The sequence below is a fragment of the Micromonospora sp. CNZ299 genome (assembly GCF_002754415.1).
In genome coordinates this window covers 3,016,905-3,037,033 of sequence record NZ_PEFG01000001.1, presented here as the reverse complement: position 1 = coordinate 3,037,033, position 20,129 = coordinate 3,016,905, and the positions used below count along the sequence as shown (strand labels likewise).

Genomic DNA, 20,129 nt, shown 5'->3' with positions numbered 1-20,129 from the left:
GTGCCGCACCCGGGCGGGGGTGCGGCACCGGCCGGCGGGCCCGAAGCGTGCGTCCGGGCTCAGACCAGGCAGCGTCCCGGGCTCAGACCAGGCAGTTGACGATCTCGGCGACCGAGCGCCGGCGGCCGGTGTAGAAGGGGACCTCTTCCCGGACGTGCCGGCGGGCGCCGGACGCGCGCAGGTCCCGCATCAGGTCCACGATCCGGTGCAGTTCGTCCGCCTCGAAGGCGAGCATCCACTCGTAGTCCCCGAGCGCGAACGAGGCCACCGTGTTGGCCCGGACGTCCGGATAGCCGCGGGCCATCTTCCCGTGCTCGGCGAGCATCTCGCGCCGCTCGGCGTCGGGCAGCAGGTACCACTCGTAGGAGCGGACGAACGGGTACACGCAGATGTAGGGGCGGGCCTCCTCGCCGGCCAGGAACGCCGGGATGTGGCTCTTGTTGAACTCCGCCGGCCGGTGCAGCGCCATCTGCGACCAGACCGGGGTCAACGCCCGCCCCAACGTGGTGCGGCGGAACCGCAGGTACGCGTCCTGGAGCGCGTCGGGGGACGCGGAGTGCCACCAGATCATCACGTCCGCGTCGGCGCGCAGACCAGCGACGTCGTACACGCCCCGGACCACCACGTCCTTGCCGGCCAGCTCGTCGAAGAGGGCCACGACCTCGCTGGTGACGTTGTCCCGCAGTGAGGGCAGCGGCGCGCTGGCCCGGAACACCGACCACATGGTGTAGCGGATGCTGTCGTTGAGCTCCCGCAGGCGGGCCGCGTTGGTCTGCTCGGTCATCTCGCCGATCCTCCCAGTGCTGTGACGATCTCCTCGGCCGCCGTCTCGCCGGAGCGGACGCAGACCGGGATGCCGACGCCGTCGTATCCGGCGCCGGCGAGGACCAGGGTGGGGTGCGCGGCCCGCAACGCCGTGCGCGCGGCGGCGACCCGGTCGGCGTGCCCGGGGGCGTACTGGGGCAGCGCCCCGCCCCACCGCTGCACGTGCCCGTCGACCGGGGCCGGCAGCGGGGTGCCGAGCACCGCTGAGAGCTCTCGATGCACGGTGGTCGCCAGGTCCGCGTCGGGGCGCTGGAGATGCGCCTCCTCGCCGTACCGGCCCACCGAGGCGCGCACCAACGCCACGCCGTCCGGCCGGCGCAGGTGCCCCCACTTGGTGGTGAAGAAGGTGGCGGCCTTGATCAGCAGCCCTTCGGTGCTCGGCACCAGGAAGCCGGACAGCTCGGGCAGCTGCGGCTGCGGCACCGCGAGGGTGACCAACGCGACGCTCGCGTAGTCCAGCTCGCCGATGCCCGCTGCGGCTGCCGGGGCCGGGCCCGCGAGCAGCCGGGCCGCCGGTCGCGCCGGCACCGCCAGCACCACGGCGTCCACGTCGACCAGCTCAGGCCCACGCGTCGGGCCGACAGTGAGCCGCCAACCCGTGTCGGTCGGGGTCAACTCACGGACGGCGGCGTCCCGTCGTACCGTCGCGCCGCTAGCCGTCACGGCAGCCTCGATCAGGGTGCTGAGCCCACCGACCAGGGTGCCGAAAACCGGAGCGCCGGGCGCGCGCGGCGCGGCGGCCTGCGCGGCCCGGACCGCACCGGTCAGGGTGTGCTCCACCCGGGCCGTGCGGGCCAGCGCCGGCATCGTCGTGACCAGGGAGAGATCGTCGGCGCGGCCCGCGTACACGCCGCCCAGCATCGGGTCGACCAGCCGCTCGACCACCTCGTCACCGAAGCGGGACCGGACCAACGCACCCACCGAGACGTCCGCGTGCGGCCCGACCAGCGGCCGACCACCGTCGGTGTCGGCGCCCGCGAGCGGGCGGGCGACCGACGTCACCCGGTCCAGATCCCCGGGTACGCCCACCAGCGTGCCGCCCGGGATCGGGCGCAGCCCCCCGTCGACGACCAGCGCGGCCTGCCCCACCGTGGGGTGCACGATCTTCTCGGCGAGACCGAGCCGGCGGGCCAACGCCACCGCCGCGCTCTCGGCGCCCGCCGGGTCGCGCATCAGGAACGACTCGGCGCCGAACTCCACCGGCTGGCCGGCCAGCTCACCGGTGCGCAGCTTGCCGCCCAGCGCGGCGGACTGCTCGTACACCGTGATCTCGGTGCCGGCCGGTGCGCGGTCGCGCAGGCGGACCGCGGCGGCCAGCCCGGCGATCCCGCCGCCGACCACCGCCACCCGCCAGGGCTGCCGCATCGCCGGTCAGCCCTGGTCGGTCCGGCGGCTGGACAGCTCGTGCACCAGCGCGACCACCCGGGTCAGCACCTCCGGGTCGGTCTCCGGCAGCACCCCGTGACCGAGGTTGAACACGTGCCCGGGAGCCGCCCGGCCCTGCTCCAGAATCCGGCGCACCTCGGCCTCGACCACCGGCCACGGCGCGAGCAGCACGCACGGGTCCAGGTTGCCCTGCACCGCCTTGTCCGGGCCGATCCGGCCGGTGGCCACGTCCAGCGGGGTACGCCAGTCGACACCGACCACGTCCGCGCCGGCCTCACCCATCGCGCCGAGCAGCTCGGCGGTGCCCACCCCGAAGTGGATCCGCGGCACCCCGGCGTCGACCAACCCGCTCAGCACGGCGGTCGAGTGCGGCAGCACGAAACGGCGGTAGTCGGCCTCGGAGAGCGCCCCGGCCCACGAGTCGAAGAGCTGCACGGCGGACACGCCGGCGTCGATCTGCACCCGCAGGAAGGCCAGCGTCACCTCGGCCAGCCGGCCGCAGAGCGCGTGCCACAGCTCCTCGTCGCCGTACATCAGAGCCTTGGTCTTCGCGTGGGTCCGCGACGGCCCGCCCTCGACCAGGTAGCTGGCCAGGGTGAACGGCGCGCCGGCGAAGCCGATCAGCGGGGTGTCACCCAGCTCGACCACCAACTGCCGGACGGCCTCGTCGACGTACCAGACGTCGTCGCGGGTGATCGGGCGGATCCGCTCCACGTCGGCGGCGGTGCGGATCGGCTCGGCGACGACCGGACCGGTGCCCGGCACGATGTCCAGGTCGACGCCGGCCGCGGCCACGGGCACCACGATGTCGCTGAACAGGATGGCCGCGTCCACCCCGTGCCGGCGCACCGGTTGGAGGGTGATCTCGGTGACCAGCTCCGGGCGGCGGCAGGACTCCAGCATCGGCACGGTCGCCCGGATCTCCCGGTATTCCGGCAGCGAGCGGCCGGCCTGGCGCATGAACCAGACCGGGGTGTGCGGGCCGGGCCGGCGTCGGCAGGCCCGAATGAAGGGCGAGTCGGCCGGTCCGCCGGGGCGGGATTCTCCGTCTCGGGCGACAGTGCCCGTGGTGTCCGTGGTCATCGCCGCAATCGTGCCACGCCCACCACCCCCAGCCGGGTGGGGGTGAGATGAAGGGCACCGTTCCTTACGCCCGGCGCCCTTCATGAGCGTCGGCGCGCCGTCGAAGCGGGGGACGGGCGGCGGCATAGGCTGCCGACATGGCCCCCCCGATCGCGCTCCCGGAGACGTTCGCCCGCGCGGTCGCCGGGCTGCGGTCGGCGGCCCCCCGGCCGGAGATCACCCTGGAGGAGGTCGGCGCCCCCCAGCGGCTCGCCCCGTACGCGTTCGCGCTCTCGGCGGCCGTGCTGCGCGACGGCGACGAGGTGGCCACCGGACGGCTGATCCTGCTGCACGACCCGGTCGGGCACGAGGCGTGGCAGGGCACCCTGCGGTTGGTCACCTACGTGACCGCCGAGTTGGAGGTCGACCTGGCCGCCGACCCGCTGCTGCCCGGGGTCGGCTGGACGTGGCTGACCGACGCGTTGGACGCCCAGGACGCCGGCCACCGGGCGATCGGCGGGACGGTGACGCAGACCATGTCGACCCGGTTCGGCGACCTCGCCGGCCCACCGACAGTCGGCGACATCGAGATCCGCGCCTCCTGGACGCCGGTCGACGACGACCTCAGCGCGCACCTGCTCGGCTGGTGTGCGCTGCTCGCCTCCACGGCCGGCCTCCCCCCACCCGGCGTGACGGCCCTGTCCGACCGCCGCCCCGCCGGCGCAGCCTGACCCGGCGAGGGGCGACGGGGGCTTACAGGTAGTTCTCCGCCTCGTCGCAGACCTTGTCGAGGCCCTTCATGGCCGCGTCGTAGGCGGCCTTGTTGCCGGCCGACGCCGCTCCCAGCGCGGTCGTCAGCTTGTCCAGGCAGCTCGCGATGACCGTCTTCTGCCGGGCCTGCTCGTCACGGTCGTTGCGGGTGCCGGTCAGGTCCTGCTCGGTGTTGTCGAGCTTCGCCTGCATCGTCCCCAGGTCGGCCTTCAGCCTCGTGATCTCGGTGGCGTTGGCGGCGATGGTGCCGTCGCGCTGGCTGACCTGACCGGTGAGACGCTTCTCGGTGCGGTTCAGCTCGTTGTTCTTCGTCACGAACAGCCCGGTCATCACGCCGCTGACGACGAAGAGCAGCGCGGCCACCAGGGCCAGCACCAGCACCGCGCGCCCCCGCCCGGCCGCCGGCGCACCGGGAGGACCGTACGGCGGCCCGTATCCGGGGCCGGAGACCGGCGGCGCGGACATCGGCGGCCCGTATCCGGGGCCGGAGACCGGGGGCGCGGACATCGGCGGCGCGGACATCGGCTGGCCGGTGTACGGCGGGGCGCTGGCCGGGTAGCCCGGCGACCCCTGCGGCATGCCGTACTGGGGTGGCACGGGAGGGTTCGCGGGGTACTGCGGCGGCGCCTGTCCCGGCGCGTACGGCTGCGGGGCGGGCTGGGCGACCGGGTGCGGGACGGTCGGGTCGGCGTTGGTCGGCTGCCAAACAGCCTGCTGTGGAACGGTCGGTTCAGCGCCGGACGGACCGGCCTGGGGACCTACGGCGTGCGCCACGGTCCGGTCGGGGTCGGGGGGCGTCGGAGAGGCCGGCGGGACAGCCTGCGACTCGGGCGATGGTTGGGACATCTTCATTCCTCCAGATGGGCGTGCCCGCCTCGGCAGGCGCGGTGACGTGCTGCGAAGAGATCGCCTGATGCCGGCTGATCAGCCGGGTCGGCGATGGATCGGCGATGGCCGTGGGTGGTGCGTGCGGCCGGCGGCGTCGCCGGTCACCGGTTCAGCAGATCTTGAAGCCGTCGCAGGCGACCTTGATCGGTACGGCCAGCCCGATGCCCTCGGCGTTGCGCGCCTTGGCGGTGGCGATGCCGACAACCTCCTTGCTGCCGTTGATCACCGGCCCGCCGGAGTTGCCCGGGTTGATCGGGGCGTCGAACTGGATCGCCGGGCCGGACCCGCCCTGGGCCGGCCGCAACGCGCTCACCACGCCGGTGGTCACGCTGTCCTCCAGGCCGAGCGGCGCGCCGACGACGACGATCTGCTGGCCGGACTTCGCCGCGGCTGGCGCGGTGACCAGGCCGCTGAACTTGCCGCTGGCACGCAGGTGCGCCACGTCGTTGGTCTTGTCGACCTTGACGATGGTCGCCGGGAAGCGCTGGCTGGTGCGCTCCAGAAACACTTCGCGGCCGCCGCCGTCCCAGACCGCCTCGACCACGTGGAAGTTGGTGAACAGGTTCGTCCCGCCGCCGCTCGCCGGCTTGCCCACCGCGAACGCGGTGCCGGTGAACTCACCGGCCCGGACCCGGAACACGCTCGGCAGCACCGCGCTGGCCACCGCCTCCGGGTTGAACGCGGCACCCGCCTGCTTCTCCAACGTCTCCGCGCGCTTGTCCAGGCTGTCGAGGCGGGCGAGGTCGCCGTCCTGGGCCTGCGCCAGCCGGCGGTCGGTGTCGGCGAGCCGGTCGCCGAGCCGGTCGAGCTGGTACGCCTGGAGCCCGGCCACCGCCGCGAGCACGACGACGGCCACCGTGGCGAGCACGGCCGGCCAACGACGACGGGTGGGCCGGTCGGCCGGCGGGGAGGCTGGCCAGTGCGCGGGGCCGCCGGGGTAACCGGCGGTCGTGGAGGGCCCGGTGCCGGCCGGGCCGGGCGGCGGATAACCGGCCACGCCCGGAAACCCGGGGGCGGCCGGCGGATAGGCGCCGGGGCCAGGGGCTGCCGGCGGATAGGCGCCGGGGCCAGGGGCTGCCGGCGGATAGGCGCCGGGGCCGGGGGCGGCCGGCGGATAGGCGCCGGGGCCGGGGGCGGCCGTCGGAGCGCCCGGGCCCTGGTGCCCGGCGCCGCCGAACGGGGTCGGCGGCGGGCCCCACTGCCCGGTGTTGGGCGGGACGGGACGCTCGGGGCGGGGTGCGGGGACGGGTCGGGCCTGGTCCGTGCCGCCCGAGGGGGGCGTGGACCAGGTCGAACCGGGTTGGGGCTCGATGCGCGGTGGCAGCGGACCCGGCCGACCGGCCATCGACCCGCTCGCGTCGGCGGGTTCGGCACCCACCGGTCGCCCGTCCCCCGAACCGAAGCCAGCCGTCATGATCGTCTTGCCTTCCCCGTGGTCTTCCCGCCGCCGTCGACTCGTCGTCCCGGCCGGCGGTTCGATGGAACGTACCTGTGCGATCGGGCTTTGTCTCCCCCGATGTCCGGCATCCGAAGGGACGCCTTGTGGACACCTGACCGACACACGCCGGACCGGCTGCACCCGCCGGATCATCGCGCGCACTAGGGTTGGCAGGTGACCGACGAACCACCCCTGCGCCGTCGGCCCACCGAAGACCTTCCGGGAAACGCACCCCAGCACCCGCCGTCGGCCCAGCCGCAGCTGGCAGGCGAGGGAGCCGACCCGGCCGACGGTGGGCCCGTTCCGCTGATCGCCCCGCGTGACGGCACCCCTGATCCGGTGGCCGCTCCGGCCGAGCTTGCCGAGGTCGTTGCCCGTTTCGCGGCGGGCACCGGCCCCGTCGCCCTGGACGCCGAGCGAGCCTCCGGTTACCGCTACAGCCAGCGCGCGTACCTGGTGCAACTGCGCCGGGCCGGTGCGGGTACGGCGCTGATCGACCCGCTGCCGCTGCCGGACCTCAGCACGCTGGACGCGGCGATCGGCGAGGCCGAGTGGGTGCTGCACGCTGCCAGTCAGGATCTGCCCTGCCTGGCCGAGGTGGGGCTGCGCCCGCGCCGGTTGTTCGACACCGAACTGGCTGCTCGGCTGGCCGGATTCGAGCGGGTCGGGCTGGCCGCGCTGACCGAGCAGCTACTCGGGTTCACCCTGGAGAAGCACCACTCGGCGGCCGACTGGTCGAGCCGACCGTTGCCCGAGTCGTGGCTGACGTACGCCGCTCTCGACGTGGAGCTGCTCACCGACCTGCGCGACGCGCTCGACGCCGAGCTGACCCGGCAGGGCAAGTCGGCCTGGGCCGCGGAGGAGTTCGCCGCGCTGGTCCGCACCGGGGCGCGCCCACCGCGGGTCCGCGCCGAGCCCTGGCGGCGCACGTCCGGCATCCACCGGCTGCGGGGAGCGCGGGCCCAGGCCCGGGTCCGCTCCATGTGGTACGCCCGGGACCAGATCGCCTCCCGGCGGGACGCCGCGCCCGGTCGGGTGTTGCCCGACTCGGCGATCATCGCCGCGGCCGAGTTGGACCCGAAGGACGAGAAGACCCTGCTGACCCTGCCCGGCTTCGGCGGCCGGTCGGTGCGGCGGTTGGCTCGCACCTGGCTCGCCGCGCTCGACGACGCCCGGCAGCTCCCGGAGGACTCCCTGCCGGTCTCCCCGACCGTGGAGGGCCCGCCCCCGCCGCACCGCTGGGCCGAACGGGACCCGGTGGCGGCTGGTCGTCTGGCCCGCTGCCGGGAGGTGGTGATCCGCATCGCCGGTGAGCACAACCTGCCGCCGGAAAACCTGATCACGCCGGATTCGGTCCGCCGGTTGGCCTGGACCCCGCCGGAGGAGCTGACCGAGGAGACGGTCGCGGAGACCCTGCGCGGTCTCAACGCCCGCGAGTGGCAGATCGGCCTCCTCACACCCGACCTGACCGAAGCCCTGGACCCCACCCCCTGACCCCACGCTCCCGGCACGGCGCTCCGGGGCGTGGGTCACCGGGCAGTGTGGGGTGGGCCACAGCGGGGGGTCGGGACGGGGTTGGTTACTGGCGAGTAGCATTTCGGGGGAACCTGCCCGTGTCGGCGACCCTTGGTTCAGTCCGCAGCGCCGCTCGGCGCGAAAGCCGGATCATGGTCGAATAGGAGGCTCAAGTGCCCCGTGAAGTTCGGGATGTCGTCTTCGTCGATGGCGTCCGTACCCCGTTCGGCAAGGCGGGTGGCATGTACGCCAACACCCGCGCCGACGATCTGGTGATCCGCTGCATCCGTGAGCTGCTGCGCCGCAACCCGCAGCTGCCCCCGGAGCGGGTCGAGGAGGTCGCCATCGCGGCCACCACCCAGATCGGTGACCAGGGCCTCACCATCGGCCGTACCGCCGCACTGCTGGCGGGTCTGCCCAAGACCGTTCCCGGCTTTGCCATCGACCGCATGTGCGCCGGCGCGATGACCGCGGTGACCACCGTGGCCAGCGGCATCGCGATTGGCGCGTACGACATCGCCATCGCGGGTGGCGTCGAGCACATGGGCCGTCACCCGATGGGTGAGGGCGTCGACCCCAACCCGCGCATCATCGCGGAGAAGCTGGTCGACCCGTCCGCGCTGGTCATGGGCTCCACCGCGGAGAACCTGCACGACCTGGTCCCGCACATCACCAAGGCACGCACCGACGCGTTCGCGCTGGCCTCGCAGCAGAAGACCGCCAAGGCGTACGCCAACGGCAAGCTCCAGGATGACCTGGTGCCGATGTCGATCCGCGACGCCGAGGGCGGCTGGGGTCTGGCCACCGTGGACGAAGCCCCACGGGACACCTCGCTGGAGAAGCTCGCCACCCTGAAGACCCCGTTCCGCCCGCACGGCAAGGTCACCGCGGGCAACGCGGCCGGCCTGAACGACGGCGCCACCGCGAGCCTGCTCGCCGACGAGGCCACCGCCCGTGAGCTGGGCCTGCCGATCGCCATGCGGTTGGTGTCGTTCGGTTTCGTCGGTGTGGAGCCGGAGGTGATGGGCGTCGGCCCGATCCCGTCGACGGAGAAGGCGCTGCGCCTGGCTGGGCTCAGCATCGACGACATCGGCCTGTTCGAGCTGAACGAGGCGTTCGCCGTGCAGGTGCTCGCGTTCCTCGACCACTTCGGCATCGCCGACGACGACGCGCGGGTCAACCCGTGGGGCGGCGCGATCGCCATCGGTCACCCGCTGGCCTCCTCCGGCGTACGCCTGATGACCCAGTTGGCCCGCCAGTTCGCCGAGCACCCCGAGGTTCGTTACGGCCTCACTGCCATGTGTATCGGCATCGGTATGGGCGGCACGGTCATCTGGGAGAACCCGCACTGGACGGAGGGCAACAAGTGAGCGCGCTCGCCGCACCCAACGAGGTCGTCACCAAGGCGCTGCTGCGCCAGGTGAACGTGCCGGGGCTGGACCGTCCGGCCGCCCTGATCACGCTGGACAACGGCTTCGACCACACCAAGCCGAACACGTTCGGCCCCGGTGGTCTGGCCAGCCTGGACGAGGCGATCACCGCCGCGCTCGCCGCCGACCCGGCGTTCATCGCGGTGACCGGTAAGCCGTACATCTTCTGCGTGGGCGCGGACATCGTCGGCCTGCCGCAGCTCGCCGACCGCGCGCAGGCGCTGGAGATCGGCCGGCTGGGTCACCGGGTCTTCGCCCGACTCAAGGACAGCACCGTCCCCACCTTCGCGTTCGTCAACGGCGCGGCGATGGGCGGCGGCCTGGAGCTGGCGCTGCACTGCCACTACCGGACGCTCTCCGGTGGTGCGGCGGCTCTGGCCCTGCCCGAGGTCTCCCTCGGCCTGGTGCCGGGCTGGGGCGGCACCCAGCTGCTGCCGAACCTGATCGGCATTCCCGCCGCCACCCAGGTGATCATCCAGAACCCGCTCATGCAGAACAAGATGCTCAAGCCGAAGCAGGCCGCCGAGCTGGGCATCGCGGACATCCTGCTGGAGCCGGCCGACTTCCTGGAGCGGTCCCTGGAGTGGGCCGCCGGGGTGGTCCGGGGTCAGGTCACCGTGACCCGGCCCGAGGTCGACAAGGACATGTGGGCGGGCGTGCTCTACTTCGCCCGGGAGACGCTGAACCAGCGGCTGCACGGCGCGGTCCCGGCCGCGTACAAGGCGCTCGACCTGCTGGAGACGGCGAAGGACGGCGACTTCGCCGCCGGCACCGCCGCCGAGGACGAGGCCCTCGCGGACCTGGTCTTCTCCGAGGAGCTGCGCAGCGGTCTGTACGCCTTCGACCTGGTGCAGCGGCGGGCCAAGCGGCCGGCCGGCGCGCCGGACAAGGGCCTGGCCCGCACGATCACCAAGGTCGGCATCGTCGGCGCCGGCCTGATGGCCAGCCAGTTGGCGCTGCTGTTCGCCCGCCGCCTCCAGGTGCCGGTGGTGATGTCCGACCTCGACCAGTCCCGGGTGGACAAGGGCGTCGGCTACGTGCACACCCAGATCGAGAAGGCCGTCACCAAGGGCCGGATGGACAAGAACACCGCCGCCAAGCTGTACGGCCTGGTCAGCGGCACTGTCGACAAGAGCGCCTTCGCGGACGCCGACTTCGTCATCGAGGCGGTCTTCGAGGACCTGGGTGTCAAGAAGCAGGTCTGGGCCGAGTTGGAGAAGATCGTCTCCCCGGAGGCGGTGCTCGCCACCAACACCAGTTCGCTGTCGATCACCGAGATGGCCGCCGAGCTGGAGCACCCGGAGCGGGTGGTCGGCTTCCACTTCTTCAACCCGGTGGCGGTGCTGCCGCTGCTGGAGATCGTCCGGGGCGAGCGCACCGACGACGTCACACTGGCCACCGCGTTCGCGGTCGGCAAGCAGCTCAAGAAGTCGAGCGTGCTGGTCAAGGACGCTCCGGCGTTCGTGGTGAACCGGCTGCTCACCCGCTTCCTGGGCACCGTCTTCGCCGCTGTCGACCAGGGCACCCCGCTGGACGTGGCCAACAGCGCACTGGACCCGCTGGGCCTGCCGATGCGCCCGTTGGCCCTGCTCCAGCTGGTCGGTCCGGCCGTCGCGTACCACGTGGGCGGCACTCTGCACGCCGCGTACCCGGACCGGTTCGGTGTCAGCGAGAACCTCAAGCGGATCGCCGACTCGGGCCAACCGATCGTGGTCGACGACCAGGTCAACGACGAGGTGGCCAAGCTGCTCGTCGTCGGTGACGAGCCGCTGACCGCCGAGCAGGTGCGCCAGAACGCGCTCGACGCGCTCGCGCAGGAGATCCGGCTGATGCTGGACGAGGGCGTGGTCGCCGAGGCGCAGGACATCGACCTGTGCATGATCCTGGGCGCCGGTTGGCCGTTCCACCTGGGTGGGGTCACTCCATACCTGGACCGGACCGGCACGTCCGAGCGGGTCACCGGTCAGCGGTTCCTGCCGCGCGGGGCGGCGAGCCTGCCGGCCTGAGGAGATCGCAGCACCACCGTCGCGGTGGTCGGAGCGTCCCTCGTGGACGATCCGGCCACCGCGACTGTTTGTGATCACATGGCGGCTGGCAGGGGCCTGTGCAGGGACAACGCCGGGGTCCTCGGCGGGTTAAGATCACGCGCTTTGCACCCCCAACCTGGAGCTGACTGAATGTCCCAGCCGCCGGCCAACCCTTACGGCCCGCCGCACGATTCCCCCACCCCGCCGCAGCAGCCCGGTCAGCCAGGCCAGCCGCAGCAGCCCGATGGTTGGTCCCCGCCGCAGCAGCAGGGATTCCCGCCCGCGCAGCCGGGTCAGCCGTACGGCGATCCCAACCTGCTCGGTGCCCCGCAGCCGGTGAAGAAGAAGTCGAAAGCCGGCAAGATCGTGCTGATCGTGCTGGCCGTGGTGCTGGTGCTCTGCGTCGGCGGCGGGGTGATCACCTGGTTCGCGGTCAAGGGGCCGGTGGGCGACGTCGTGGACGCCAGCAAGACCCGGCTGGTCGCGCCGGCCACCCTCGCCGGCCGGCCGAAGGTCACCGACGCGGAGCTCCAGACGGCCGCCGACCAACTGGTCCGCGAGATGAAGTCGTCGGTGCAGAACGAGACCAGCACGGTCGGTGCCTTCTACGGCGACCCGACCAAGCAGGACCTCGTCATGATCGCCGGCGCGTCCGGCCTGATGTCCGACCCGAAGAAGGAGATGGACGACGCCATCAGCGGGCTCTCCACCGAGCTGACGGTGACCAACATGGTGGCCGTCGATCCCGGCCCACTCGGCGGTGAGGCGAGCTGCGGCGACGGCAAGGCGGAGAGCGTGCCGCTGGGCGTCTGCGTCTGGGCCGACAAGGGCAGCCTGGGCATGGTGGTCACGTACTTCAAGTCCGCCGAACAGGCCAAGGCCGAGTTCATCACGATCCGGGGCCAGGTCGAGCAGCGCTCCTGACAGTGGGCGACGGGGCCCCGGCCACCCTCGGGTGGTCGGGGCCCCGTGCCGTGTCTGCCGAGCATCGGGTTGCCCATCCTGGTAAATACTTTGCCCTTGCGCTAAGTGTCGTCTCACACAATACTTAGCCACATGGCACAGTTTTCGGCGCAGCTCGACGGCGTGTTCGTCGCCCTCGCCGACCCGACCCGGCGCTGGGTCATCCGACGCCTCGGCCACGGCCCGACGAGCGTCGGCGATCTCGCCCGCGAGTTCCCGATGACCCTTCCGTCGTTCATGAAGCACGTGCAGACGCTCGAATCGAACGGGCTGATCCACACGACCAAGTCCGGCCGGGTGCGCACCTGCGTGCTCAACCGCGAGCGCCTCGCCCTCGTCGACGACTGGCTCGCGGAGCAGCGCCGGATCTGGGAAGAGCGCACGGACCGCCTGGAACGCCTCGTCACCGATCAGCAGGAGGATCAGCAGTGAATCCCGACCTGGACCTGACCATGACGCGGGTCATCCGCGCCCCCCGTGCCGCCGTGTGGAGCGCCTGGACCGACCCGTCCCGCTTCGAGAAGTGGTGGGTACCGACGCCAGCCCTGTGCCGCGTCGATCGCTTGGACGTCCGGCCCGGTGGCGCACTCGTCACCCGACTGAGCGATGACGGGGTGGAGTTCGTCCCACACCTCGACGCGTGCTTCCTCGTCGTCGACGATCATGAACGGATCGTGTTCACGAACGTGATCGACAGCGCCTGGCGGCCCACGAACCCCAGCCCGGTCCCGATGACCGCCGAGATCACCATGAAGGACCACCCGGACGGCACGGAATACCGGGTCGTCGTCCGCCACGGTGATCCCGCCGCTCGTGACCTGCACGAGAAGATCGGCTTTGTGGACGGCTGGGGCTCGGTCACCGAACAACTCGCCGACATCGCCGAAGGCCAGGACGCGCCTTCACCGCGTTCCTGACCCGACGGTCGGGTCCCCGCCCGGGCAGCGTGGTGCCGGGGCCCCGGCCACCCGAGGGTGGCCGGGGCCCCGAGCCGTACGCCGGCCGTCAGGCCGGTGCGTCGTCTCCCGCCGCGGCCCGCGCGGCCGCCGCGGCCGCCCGCTCGTCGGCGTTGCCGAGCACGCAGAACTCGTTGCCCTCCGGGTCGGCGAGCACCACCCAACCACCGCCGGTCGGGCCGACGTGATCGGCGACGAGCGTCGCGCCGATGCCGAGCAGCCGCTCGACCTCCTCGGCCCGGGTGCGGTCGGCGGGTTGCAGGTCCAGGTGCAGTCGGTTCTTCACCGTCTTGCCCTCGGGCACGGCGAGGAAGAGCACCTCCGGGCCGCCCGGCGGCAGGAGCATCGCCTCCGGGTCACCGGGGAAGTCGTCGGGCTGCCGGGGGCAGTCGAAGACCTGTGCCCAGAAGCCGGCCAGGGCGTACGTGTCGTGACAGTCGATGCTGATGTTGTGGATCGTCGAACTCACAGCTGGTCCCCCACGGTGGTGGTGGCGAGACGTTCCCCAGCGCTGCGGACCACGCAGAACTCGTTCCCCTCGGGGTCGGCGAGCACCGCCCAACCCGTGCCGTCGGCACGCCGACGGTCGGCGACCACTGTGGCACCGAGGCCGAGCACCCGCTCGACCTCCTCATCTCTGGTCCGGTCGACAGGTTCCAGGCAGATGTGGAGCCGGTTCTTGGTCACCTTCTCCTCCGGCACCTCTTGGAAGAACAGGTTCGGGGTGGCGTCGTCCGGCGGCAGCAGGGCCGCCTCCGGGTCACCGGGGGCGTCCTCGGAGTGCCGGGCGTACCCGAGCACGGCGGCCCAGAAGCCCGCCAGGGCGTACGTGTCGTGACAGTCAAAACTGATGTTGCGGATCCGTGGATACACGGGTGTTCCCTCCGTACGGGATGGGACGCTCCGCTTCCGGGAGTCAGCCGGCGCACACCCGGGGTGCGGAGTCATGATTGGTGGACATCGACGCACCCCCCTTCGTTTCCTGGCTGACGCCGTGATCTTGCCACCGGCCGAACGCCGCGCGCAACCCCCGTCAGCCCTGGCCGGGCACCGACCCGTTGATCGCCGGAGCGTCCGCCGACGGGAGGGTGACAGTCACCTCCAGACCACCACCCGACTGCGCGATCACCCGTACGGTGCCGCCGTGCGCCGTGCAGACCGCCCGGACGATGGACAGCCCCAGGCCGGAGCCGCGGGCCCCGGTCCGTTCCCGGCCACCGCGCCTGAACGGCTCGAACAGCCCCGGCACGTCGGCCTGGTCCACCTCGAAGCCGGTGTTGCCCACCACCAGCCAGGACCGGTCGCCGTCGGTGCCGGTGCGCACCCAGAGCCGGCCGTGCAGGTGGTTGTAGCGGACCGCGTTCTCGATGAGGTTGCCGGCCAACCGGTCGAGCAGCCCCGGGTCGCCGACCACCGGAGCGGACTCCAGTGACGTCTGGACCCGTAGCCCGATCCGTTCCACCTCCCGGCGCATCGCGGACAGCGCGTTGGCAGTGCCGGCGGCGAGGTCACACTCGGTACGCCGGCCCAACTGCCGCCCGGCCTGGGCCTCGCTGCGGGCCAGCACCAGCAGCGCGTCCACCAGGCCGTTGGCCCGCTCCGAGGCGTCACGGACCACTGTCGCCATCCGGCGGTACTCGGCGGCGTCCGCGTCGTCGTCGCTGAGCGTCACGTCGATCTCGGTGCGCATCACGGCGAGCGGGGTACGCAGCTCGTGCGAGGCGTTGGCCACGAAGCGCTTCTGCGCCTCGAAGGCGGACGCGATCCGGTCCAGCATGGCGTCGAACGTCTTGGCCAGCTCGGCCACCTCGTCGTCGGCGCCCGAGTAGCCGATCCGCTGGTCCAGGGTCGCCTCGCCGAGCCGCTGGGCGGTCGCGGTGACCTGGTGCAGTGGACGTAGCGCCCGCCCCGCCACCGCGTACGCGCCGGCCACCCCGACGACGCTGATCGCCAACAGCGCGACGAGGCCCTTGGCCAGCAACTCCCCGGAGGCGGCGTCGACGAGTTGCCGCTGCCACTGGGCGGCGTCCATCGACTCGCCGTCGGCCAGCAGCACGACCGTGCCGGGCAGCAACTCGTCGGTGGGTCGCAGCGCGTCACGGACCAGCAGCCAGGCCAGCAGCACCAGGATCGCACCGGCCCCGATCAGCAGCACACCGTTGAGCAGGGTCAGCCGCAACCGCAGGGTGGGCCGCAACCGGCGGCTCACAGGACGACCTCGGTTCGCGACTGCGGGGCCCGCAGACCCGGCTCACTCCTCGCGCTCACAGGACCACCTCGGCGGTGCGGTAACCCGCTCCGACCACCGTCTCGATCAGCGGCGGGTCGCCGAGCTTCTTGCGCAGCGTCATCACGGTGACCCGGACGATGGTGGTGAACGGGTCGGTGTTGGCGTCCCAGACCCGTTCCAGCAGCTCCTCGCTGGACACCACCGCGCCACGAGCCTTGAGCAGCTCGCTGAGCACCCCGAACTCCTTGTTGGTGAGGTCGACCGGCACGCCGGCGCGGGTGGCCACCCGACGGGCCGGGTCGAGCACCAGGTCGGCCAGTTCGAGCACCGGCGGCGCGGCCGGGGTCGCCCGCCGGCCCAGCGCCTGCACCCGGGCGACCAGCTCGTCGAACGCGAACGGTTTGGGCAGGTAGTCGTCCGCTCCGAGCTGCAGCCCCTCCACCCGGTCGGCCACCGTGCCGCTCGCGGTGAGCATCAGCACCCGGGTCAGCGCGCCGGAGGCGGCCAGGTCGGCGCAGATCTGGTCACCGTGCACACCCGGCAGGTCCCGGTCGAGCACCACCACGTCGTACCGGGTGACGAACGCCGCCTCGTGGCCGGCGTCGCCGTCGTACGCCACGTCGACGGCCATCCCCCGCTTGCGCAACCCTCGCGCGATCGCGTCGGCGAGGTTGCGCTCGTCCTCCACCACCAGTACCCGCATCCCGGCCTCCTCGCTGCTGACCACCGACAACCTAGTGCCGGTCGGCAACCATCGTCCCTCGCCGCCCGCACCGGTCGGCGTTGCGGACCACCTCGGCGTACGCGATGCTGGCCCGCGGCACCGAGGGACGGACGGACCTGGCATGACCATCGCGGCACCAACCACCGGGCGGGACATCGCCTACCGGGGTTTCCACCTGCCGGCCGACACGACGGCCGGCAACGGCGACGGCCTGCTCGCCACCGGTCGAGGGCTGGCCCTCGACGGCGTGAACCAGCAGGGCACCTGGACGTCGCCGCCGGTGCGGGTCGGCTTCCCCGTCAGCGAGGTGGTGCCGTCCTGGACCGCCGACACCCCGGCCGGCTGCTGGATCGAGGTCGAGCTGCGCGGCTGGCACGACGACGCGCCGAGCACCGGCTGGTACCGGTTGGCCCGCTGGGCGGCCGAGGACCTGGCGGTTGAACGCACGTCGGTGCCCGGGCAGCGCGACGGCGACGCCCGGGTCGACACCGACACCCTGATCGTGACCGGCGCGACGGTCACCGGTTGGCAGGCGCGGGTCACCCTGTGCCGGCCGGCGGAAAGCCCGACCGGCCCGTTGCTGCGCAGCGTCGGCGCGGTCGCCACCGGTCCCACGGGCACCGCCCAGGGGTACGCGCAGCCCGCCTCGTCCGCCGCCTGGGGCCGGGTGCTGGACGTGCCCCGCTACTCGCAGCGGCTGCACGCCGGCCAGTACCCGCAGTGGGGAGCCGGCGGCGACTCCTGGTGCAGCCCTACCTGCACCTCGATGGTGCTCGCCCACTGGGGTGCCGAGCCGACCCCGGAGCACTACGCCTGGGTGGAGCCGCCCGGCCCGCGTCCGGTGGTGGTGCACGCCGCCCGACACTGCTACGACCACGCGTACGCCGGGGCGGGCAACTGGTCGTTCAACACCGCGTACGCCGGCCGGTACGGGGTGGACGCGTTCGTCACCCGGCTGCGGTCGCTGGTCGAGGCGGAAGCGTTCATCGCGGCCGGCATCCCCCTGATCGTCTCCGCCGCGTTCCGGGTCGACGAGGTGCCGGGGCTCGGGTACGACACGGCAGGGCACCTGATGGTGCTGGTCGGCTTCACCGTCGACGGCGACCCGGTGCTCAACGACCCGTACGCCCCGGACGACGACGCGGTCCGCCGTACCGTGCCCCGGCAGCGGTTCGAGGCGGTCTGGCAGCGCGGCAGCGGCGGTGTGGCGTACGTGCTGCGGCCCCCGTCGGTGCCGCTGCCCCCGCCGCCCGCTCAGGCGAACTGGTAGTCAGTCCGGCAATTCCCAGATCCGGTACGCGCCGGCCGGGGCGGCACCGCACACCAGGTGACCGGTCATCGCCTGACACTCGCCGATGGCCTGGGGCAGCACGTCCAGGACCTGCACCTTCCCGGCGCGGACGTCCACCTCGCCGACGACCACCCCTCCGTCGGGATGCCGTCGTGTGCCGACCAGCCGACCACCGAGACTGAGTTGGTAGAGGTCCCACCGGCCCAGGTCGGCCAACTCCCGCCCGGTCAGCGGATCGAGCACGACGAAGTGCTCCGGCCCGTCTTCGCTGCTCAACACGTTGACCATCAGCCGACCGTCGTATGGCCAGGCCCAACCCCACCGGGTGTTGCGCCAGCGCAACGCGCCGGTTGCGGTGTCGATCGCCTGGAGTTCGTTGTTGCCGGTGCGCACGCACAGGACGGGGCCACAGTCCAGCGCGAAGTCCACGTTGACACCCGCGCGGCTCCAGCGTTGGTCGAGCTTGTCCAGCCCGTACGCGGCGACCGTGCCGGAACCTCTGTCGATGGCCAGCAGCAGGTCCTTCGTCAGGTCCACTCTGATCGGACCACCGTCGGGCGGGCGCAGGTCGGCGCGGGCCAGCACGGCGCCGGTGACCGCGTCGCGTACCTCGACCGGTCCGTCCGCCTGGTTGAGCACCACCCGGTCCACTCCGTGCCCGATGTCCCGAACGTTGATCTCGGCGGTGGTGGCGGGCAGCTGCCAACGCACCGTGCCACAACACGGATCGACCACGCGCAGACCGGACGGCTGGGTCTCGCCACCGGTACGCAGCAGCAGGTTGCCGTCGGTCAGCTTGAAGACGCTGCCCGGCTGCTGCCACCGGTACGCCCCGGTCGCCCGGTCCAGAGCGACGGTGCGTGTCTCCCGGCCCTCGGGGCCGATCTCGTAGCCGGTGACCAGCATCATCCCGGCCAGCGGAGTCATTCCCCAGTACCGCGCCTCCGCCGACAGCGGCGCCTGCCAGACCGGCTCGCCGCCGGGCAGCCGATACGCGGCCAGCCGCCCCTGCCGCCCCGGGCTGGTCGGCTCCATGACCAGAACGAGGTCACCGTCGACCAGGACGTCGGCCCCGGGTTGGGTCGGCAGCGTCACCGGGGCCCGCCGGGGTGGCGGCACGGCGGAGGCAGCGAGAGTGACCAGCGCGAGGAGCAGGACCAGCGCGCAGCGCAGCTGCCGGCCGTCGGCGCGGGGTGGGCGGGGTAACGGCTCCGGGTCCGTGCCGTGCCGCAGCTCGCCGAGGTCGATCACCGAGTCGCTCACCGCGTCAACCGCCACAACGCGGTCGCGCCGTCGACACGCTGGCAGAGCAGGACCGGCAGGGACGCCTGGCAGCTGCCGGCGATGACCCGGAGCACGTCGAGGATCCGCGCCTGACCTGCCACCAGGTCCAGCTCGGCGACGACCATCCGGCCGTCGGCCCCCTGGCGCAGGCCGACCAGCGGATCGTCCGGCCCGAGCACCGGCAGCAGGCCCCATGCGCCCAGCTCGGTCCTTACCTGCCCGGTCGCCGCGTCCCGCACCTCGTACCCCTGGCCGGGCCTGGCCATCAGCAACCGGCCGTACCGGACGTCGGCCAGGTTGTCCTGGCCCTGTTCGGACCAGCGCACCGCGCCGGTGGCGGGATCGAGCACCTGGAGGCCGCCGGTCTGCGGTACCGCACAGAGCAGAGCGCCGCAGTCGACCACATGCGACACCAGCGTCACCTCGGCCGTCCATCGTGGCTCCAACTCGGCCAGCCCGTAGCTCACCAGCCGGGTGCTGCCGGGCGGGACGAGCAGCAGCAGGTCGTCGACGACCTGCAGCCGCTGGTACGCCGACCGGTCACCGGGCAGTGTGTCGATGCTGCGCAGCAGGCGGCCGGTGCCGGCGTCGTGCACCTGCACCTCGCCGGTCGGTTGCAGGAGCACGAACCGGTCGACCTGGCCCTCGGGAGTGAGGTGGTAGGACGGGTTGGCGGCCGGCGGGACCGACACCGACCAGAGCACCCGGCCGGTGTCGGGCTCGACCCCGCTCACCGCGCCCGACCCGTCCTCCCGGCCGTCGGTCACCAGCAGAGCGCCGCTGGCTGTCAGCTGGGGAGCACCAGGATGCTGCCAGCGTTGCCGGCCCGTGACGGTGTCGAAGGCGGTGGTCTGGAACACCCTGTTCGGGGCGCTGACCGCCATCGTCAACACCAACCCTCGCTCGACCCGGACGTCCAGGTAGTCACCGGTGCGGACCAGCGGCGTCTGCCACCGCCGCCGCACGACTGTTCCGGATGGTGCCGGCTGGGCGTAGGCGGTCAGGTAGCGGTCCCCGTCGGGTGTCGGCGGGTCGATGACGAAGATGCCGTCCCCGGCCAGGTATGCCGTGGCCGTGGGCCACGCCGGCACGAGGCTCACCGTTCGCTGCGGTGACGGCGTGGCGCCGGCCAGCACCACCAGGCTGAGCACCAGCACCGCCGCGCTGCGCAGTGGGCGACCGGCGGCGCGCGGGCGGCGGGCCGGAGGCGCCGACGCCGGCTCCTCCCGGATCTCGCCCAGCTCGATGATCGACAACGATCGTCCTTCCGTCACCACTCAGGCTGACCGACGGGTGACCGTCCGGCAAACCGACCGTGAGCGCACCGGGCCGGCAAAAG

General features: G+C 72.7%; 19 protein-coding genes. 8 read left to right on the top strand and 11 right to left on the bottom strand.

The window, feature by feature from the left end; translation table 11 throughout:
- Window positions 1–82 precede the first annotated feature (82 nt).
- From hemQ to hemE, 3 genes are read right to left on the bottom strand one after another with little or no spacing between them, the layout of a single operon-like run.
- Complete coding sequence (gene hemQ / locus CLT68_RS14405; protein ID WP_088946835.1) at window positions 83–784, bottom strand: hydrogen peroxide-dependent heme synthase; 702 nt, start codon at window positions 782–784, stop codon at window positions 83–85.
- Complete coding sequence (gene hemG / locus CLT68_RS14400; RefSeq protein ID WP_099851455.1) at window positions 781–2,190, bottom strand: protoporphyrinogen oxidase; 1,410 nt, start codon at window positions 2,188–2,190, stop codon at window positions 781–783. Before hemG ends, hemQ begins: the two co-directional genes overlap by 4 nt.
- Window positions 2,191–2,196: 6 nt before the next feature.
- Window positions 2,197–3,294 (bottom strand): uroporphyrinogen decarboxylase, encoded by a 1,098-nt coding sequence (gene hemE, locus CLT68_RS14395; protein ID WP_099851454.1) that lies wholly within the window; start codon window positions 3,292–3,294, stop codon window positions 2,197–2,199.
- 137 nt (window positions 3,295–3,431) lie between these two features.
- Here hemE and CLT68_RS14390 point away from each other — a divergent pair, with 137 nt between their 5' ends.
- Window positions 3,432–4,004, top strand: coding sequence for a DUF3000 domain-containing protein (locus CLT68_RS14390; protein WP_088946832.1), 573 nt, complete (start codon window positions 3,432–3,434; stop codon window positions 4,002–4,004).
- 22 nt (window positions 4,005–4,026) lie between these two features.
- On the opposite strand, the gene CLT68_RS14385 is transcribed toward CLT68_RS14390, so the two are convergent.
- Both CLT68_RS14385 and CLT68_RS14380 read right to left on the bottom strand, forming a co-directional pair.
- Window positions 4,027–4,890 (bottom strand): hypothetical protein, encoded by an 864-nt coding sequence (locus CLT68_RS14385; RefSeq protein ID WP_099857151.1) that lies wholly within the window; start codon window positions 4,888–4,890, stop codon window positions 4,027–4,029.
- Between the two features lie 151 nt (window positions 4,891–5,041).
- Window positions 5,042–6,277, bottom strand: coding sequence for a S1C family serine protease (locus CLT68_RS14380; protein WP_486482432.1), 1,236 nt, complete (start codon window positions 6,275–6,277; stop codon window positions 5,042–5,044).
- A 267-nt stretch (window positions 6,278–6,544) separates the two neighbouring features.
- On the opposite strand from CLT68_RS14380, the gene CLT68_RS14375 reads away from it, so the two are divergent.
- The 6 genes from CLT68_RS14375 to CLT68_RS14350 all read left to right on the top strand — a co-directional run bounded on the left by CLT68_RS14375 (window position 6,545) and on the right by CLT68_RS14350 (window position 13,222).
- A complete protein-coding gene (locus tag CLT68_RS14375) occupies window positions 6,545–7,864 on the top strand; it encodes a ribonuclease D (RefSeq protein ID WP_099851451.1) in 1,320 nt (439 codons plus the stop codon).
- A gap of 194 nt (window positions 7,865–8,058) precedes the next feature.
- On the top strand, window positions 8,059–9,255 hold the full coding sequence (locus tag CLT68_RS14370; RefSeq protein WP_099851449.1) for a thiolase family protein: 1,197 nt from the start codon (window positions 8,059–8,061) through the stop codon (window positions 9,253–9,255).
- Window positions 9,252–11,321: a 3-hydroxyacyl-CoA dehydrogenase NAD-binding domain-containing protein gene (locus CLT68_RS14365; RefSeq protein WP_099851448.1), complete on the top strand. Its 2,070-nt coding sequence runs from the start codon at window positions 9,252–9,254 to the stop codon at window positions 11,319–11,321. Before CLT68_RS14370 ends, CLT68_RS14365 begins: the two co-directional genes overlap by 4 nt.
- Before the next feature lie 171 nt (window positions 11,322–11,492).
- Window positions 11,493–12,266 carry a hypothetical protein gene (locus CLT68_RS14360; protein ID WP_099851446.1) on the top strand — a complete coding sequence of 258 codons (774 nt, stop codon included), beginning with the start codon at window positions 11,493–11,495 and terminating at the stop codon, window positions 12,264–12,266.
- Window positions 12,267–12,398: 132 nt separating this feature from the next.
- The gene (locus CLT68_RS14355; RefSeq protein ID WP_099851444.1) at window positions 12,399–12,737 is read left to right on the top strand and encodes a metalloregulator ArsR/SmtB family transcription factor; all 339 of its coding nucleotides are present in this window, start codon (window positions 12,399–12,401) and stop codon (window positions 12,735–12,737) included.
- A complete protein-coding gene (locus CLT68_RS14350) occupies window positions 12,734–13,222 on the top strand; it encodes an SRPBCC domain-containing protein (protein WP_099851443.1) in 489 nt (162 codons plus the stop codon). Before CLT68_RS14355 ends, CLT68_RS14350 begins: the two co-directional genes overlap by 4 nt.
- A gap of 88 nt (window positions 13,223–13,310) precedes the next feature.
- On the opposite strand, the gene CLT68_RS14345 is transcribed toward CLT68_RS14350, so the two are convergent.
- The 4 genes from CLT68_RS14345 to CLT68_RS14330 form a co-directional block, all read right to left on the bottom strand.
- Window positions 13,311–13,730 carry a VOC family protein gene (locus tag CLT68_RS14345; RefSeq protein ID WP_099851442.1) on the bottom strand — a complete coding sequence of 140 codons (420 nt, stop codon included), beginning with the start codon at window positions 13,728–13,730 and terminating at the stop codon, window positions 13,311–13,313.
- Complete coding sequence (locus CLT68_RS14340; protein WP_099851440.1) at window positions 13,727–14,134, bottom strand: VOC family protein; 408 nt, start codon at window positions 14,132–14,134, stop codon at window positions 13,727–13,729. The genes CLT68_RS14345 and CLT68_RS14340 overlap by 4 nt, the downstream gene beginning before the upstream one ends.
- Window positions 14,135–14,294: 160 nt before the next feature.
- Entirely contained in the window at window positions 14,295–15,470 is a 1,176-nt protein-coding gene (locus CLT68_RS14335) for a sensor histidine kinase (RefSeq protein ID WP_099851439.1), read from the bottom strand.
- A 55-nt stretch (window positions 15,471–15,525) separates the two neighbouring features.
- Window positions 15,526–16,194 (bottom strand): response regulator transcription factor, encoded by a 669-nt coding sequence (locus CLT68_RS14330; RefSeq protein ID WP_099857149.1) that lies wholly within the window; start codon window positions 16,192–16,194, stop codon window positions 15,526–15,528.
- A gap of 142 nt (window positions 16,195–16,336) precedes the next feature.
- Here CLT68_RS14330 and CLT68_RS14325 point away from each other — a divergent pair, with 142 nt between their 5' ends.
- Window positions 16,337–17,485: a peptidase C39 family protein gene (locus CLT68_RS14325; protein WP_099851437.1), complete on the top strand. Its 1,149-nt coding sequence runs from the start codon at window positions 16,337–16,339 to the stop codon at window positions 17,483–17,485.
- On the opposite strand, the gene CLT68_RS14320 is transcribed toward CLT68_RS14325, so the two are convergent.
- Window positions 17,486–18,769, bottom strand: a complete 1,284-nt coding sequence (locus CLT68_RS14320) for an outer membrane protein assembly factor BamB family protein (RefSeq protein ID WP_143743180.1) — start codon at window positions 18,767–18,769, stop codon at window positions 17,486–17,488.
- Complete coding sequence (locus CLT68_RS14315; protein ID WP_158240882.1) at window positions 18,766–20,046, bottom strand: outer membrane protein assembly factor BamB family protein; 1,281 nt, start codon at window positions 20,044–20,046, stop codon at window positions 18,766–18,768. The genes CLT68_RS14320 and CLT68_RS14315 overlap by 4 nt, the downstream gene beginning before the upstream one ends.
- Window positions 20,047–20,129: the final 83 nt, after the last annotated feature.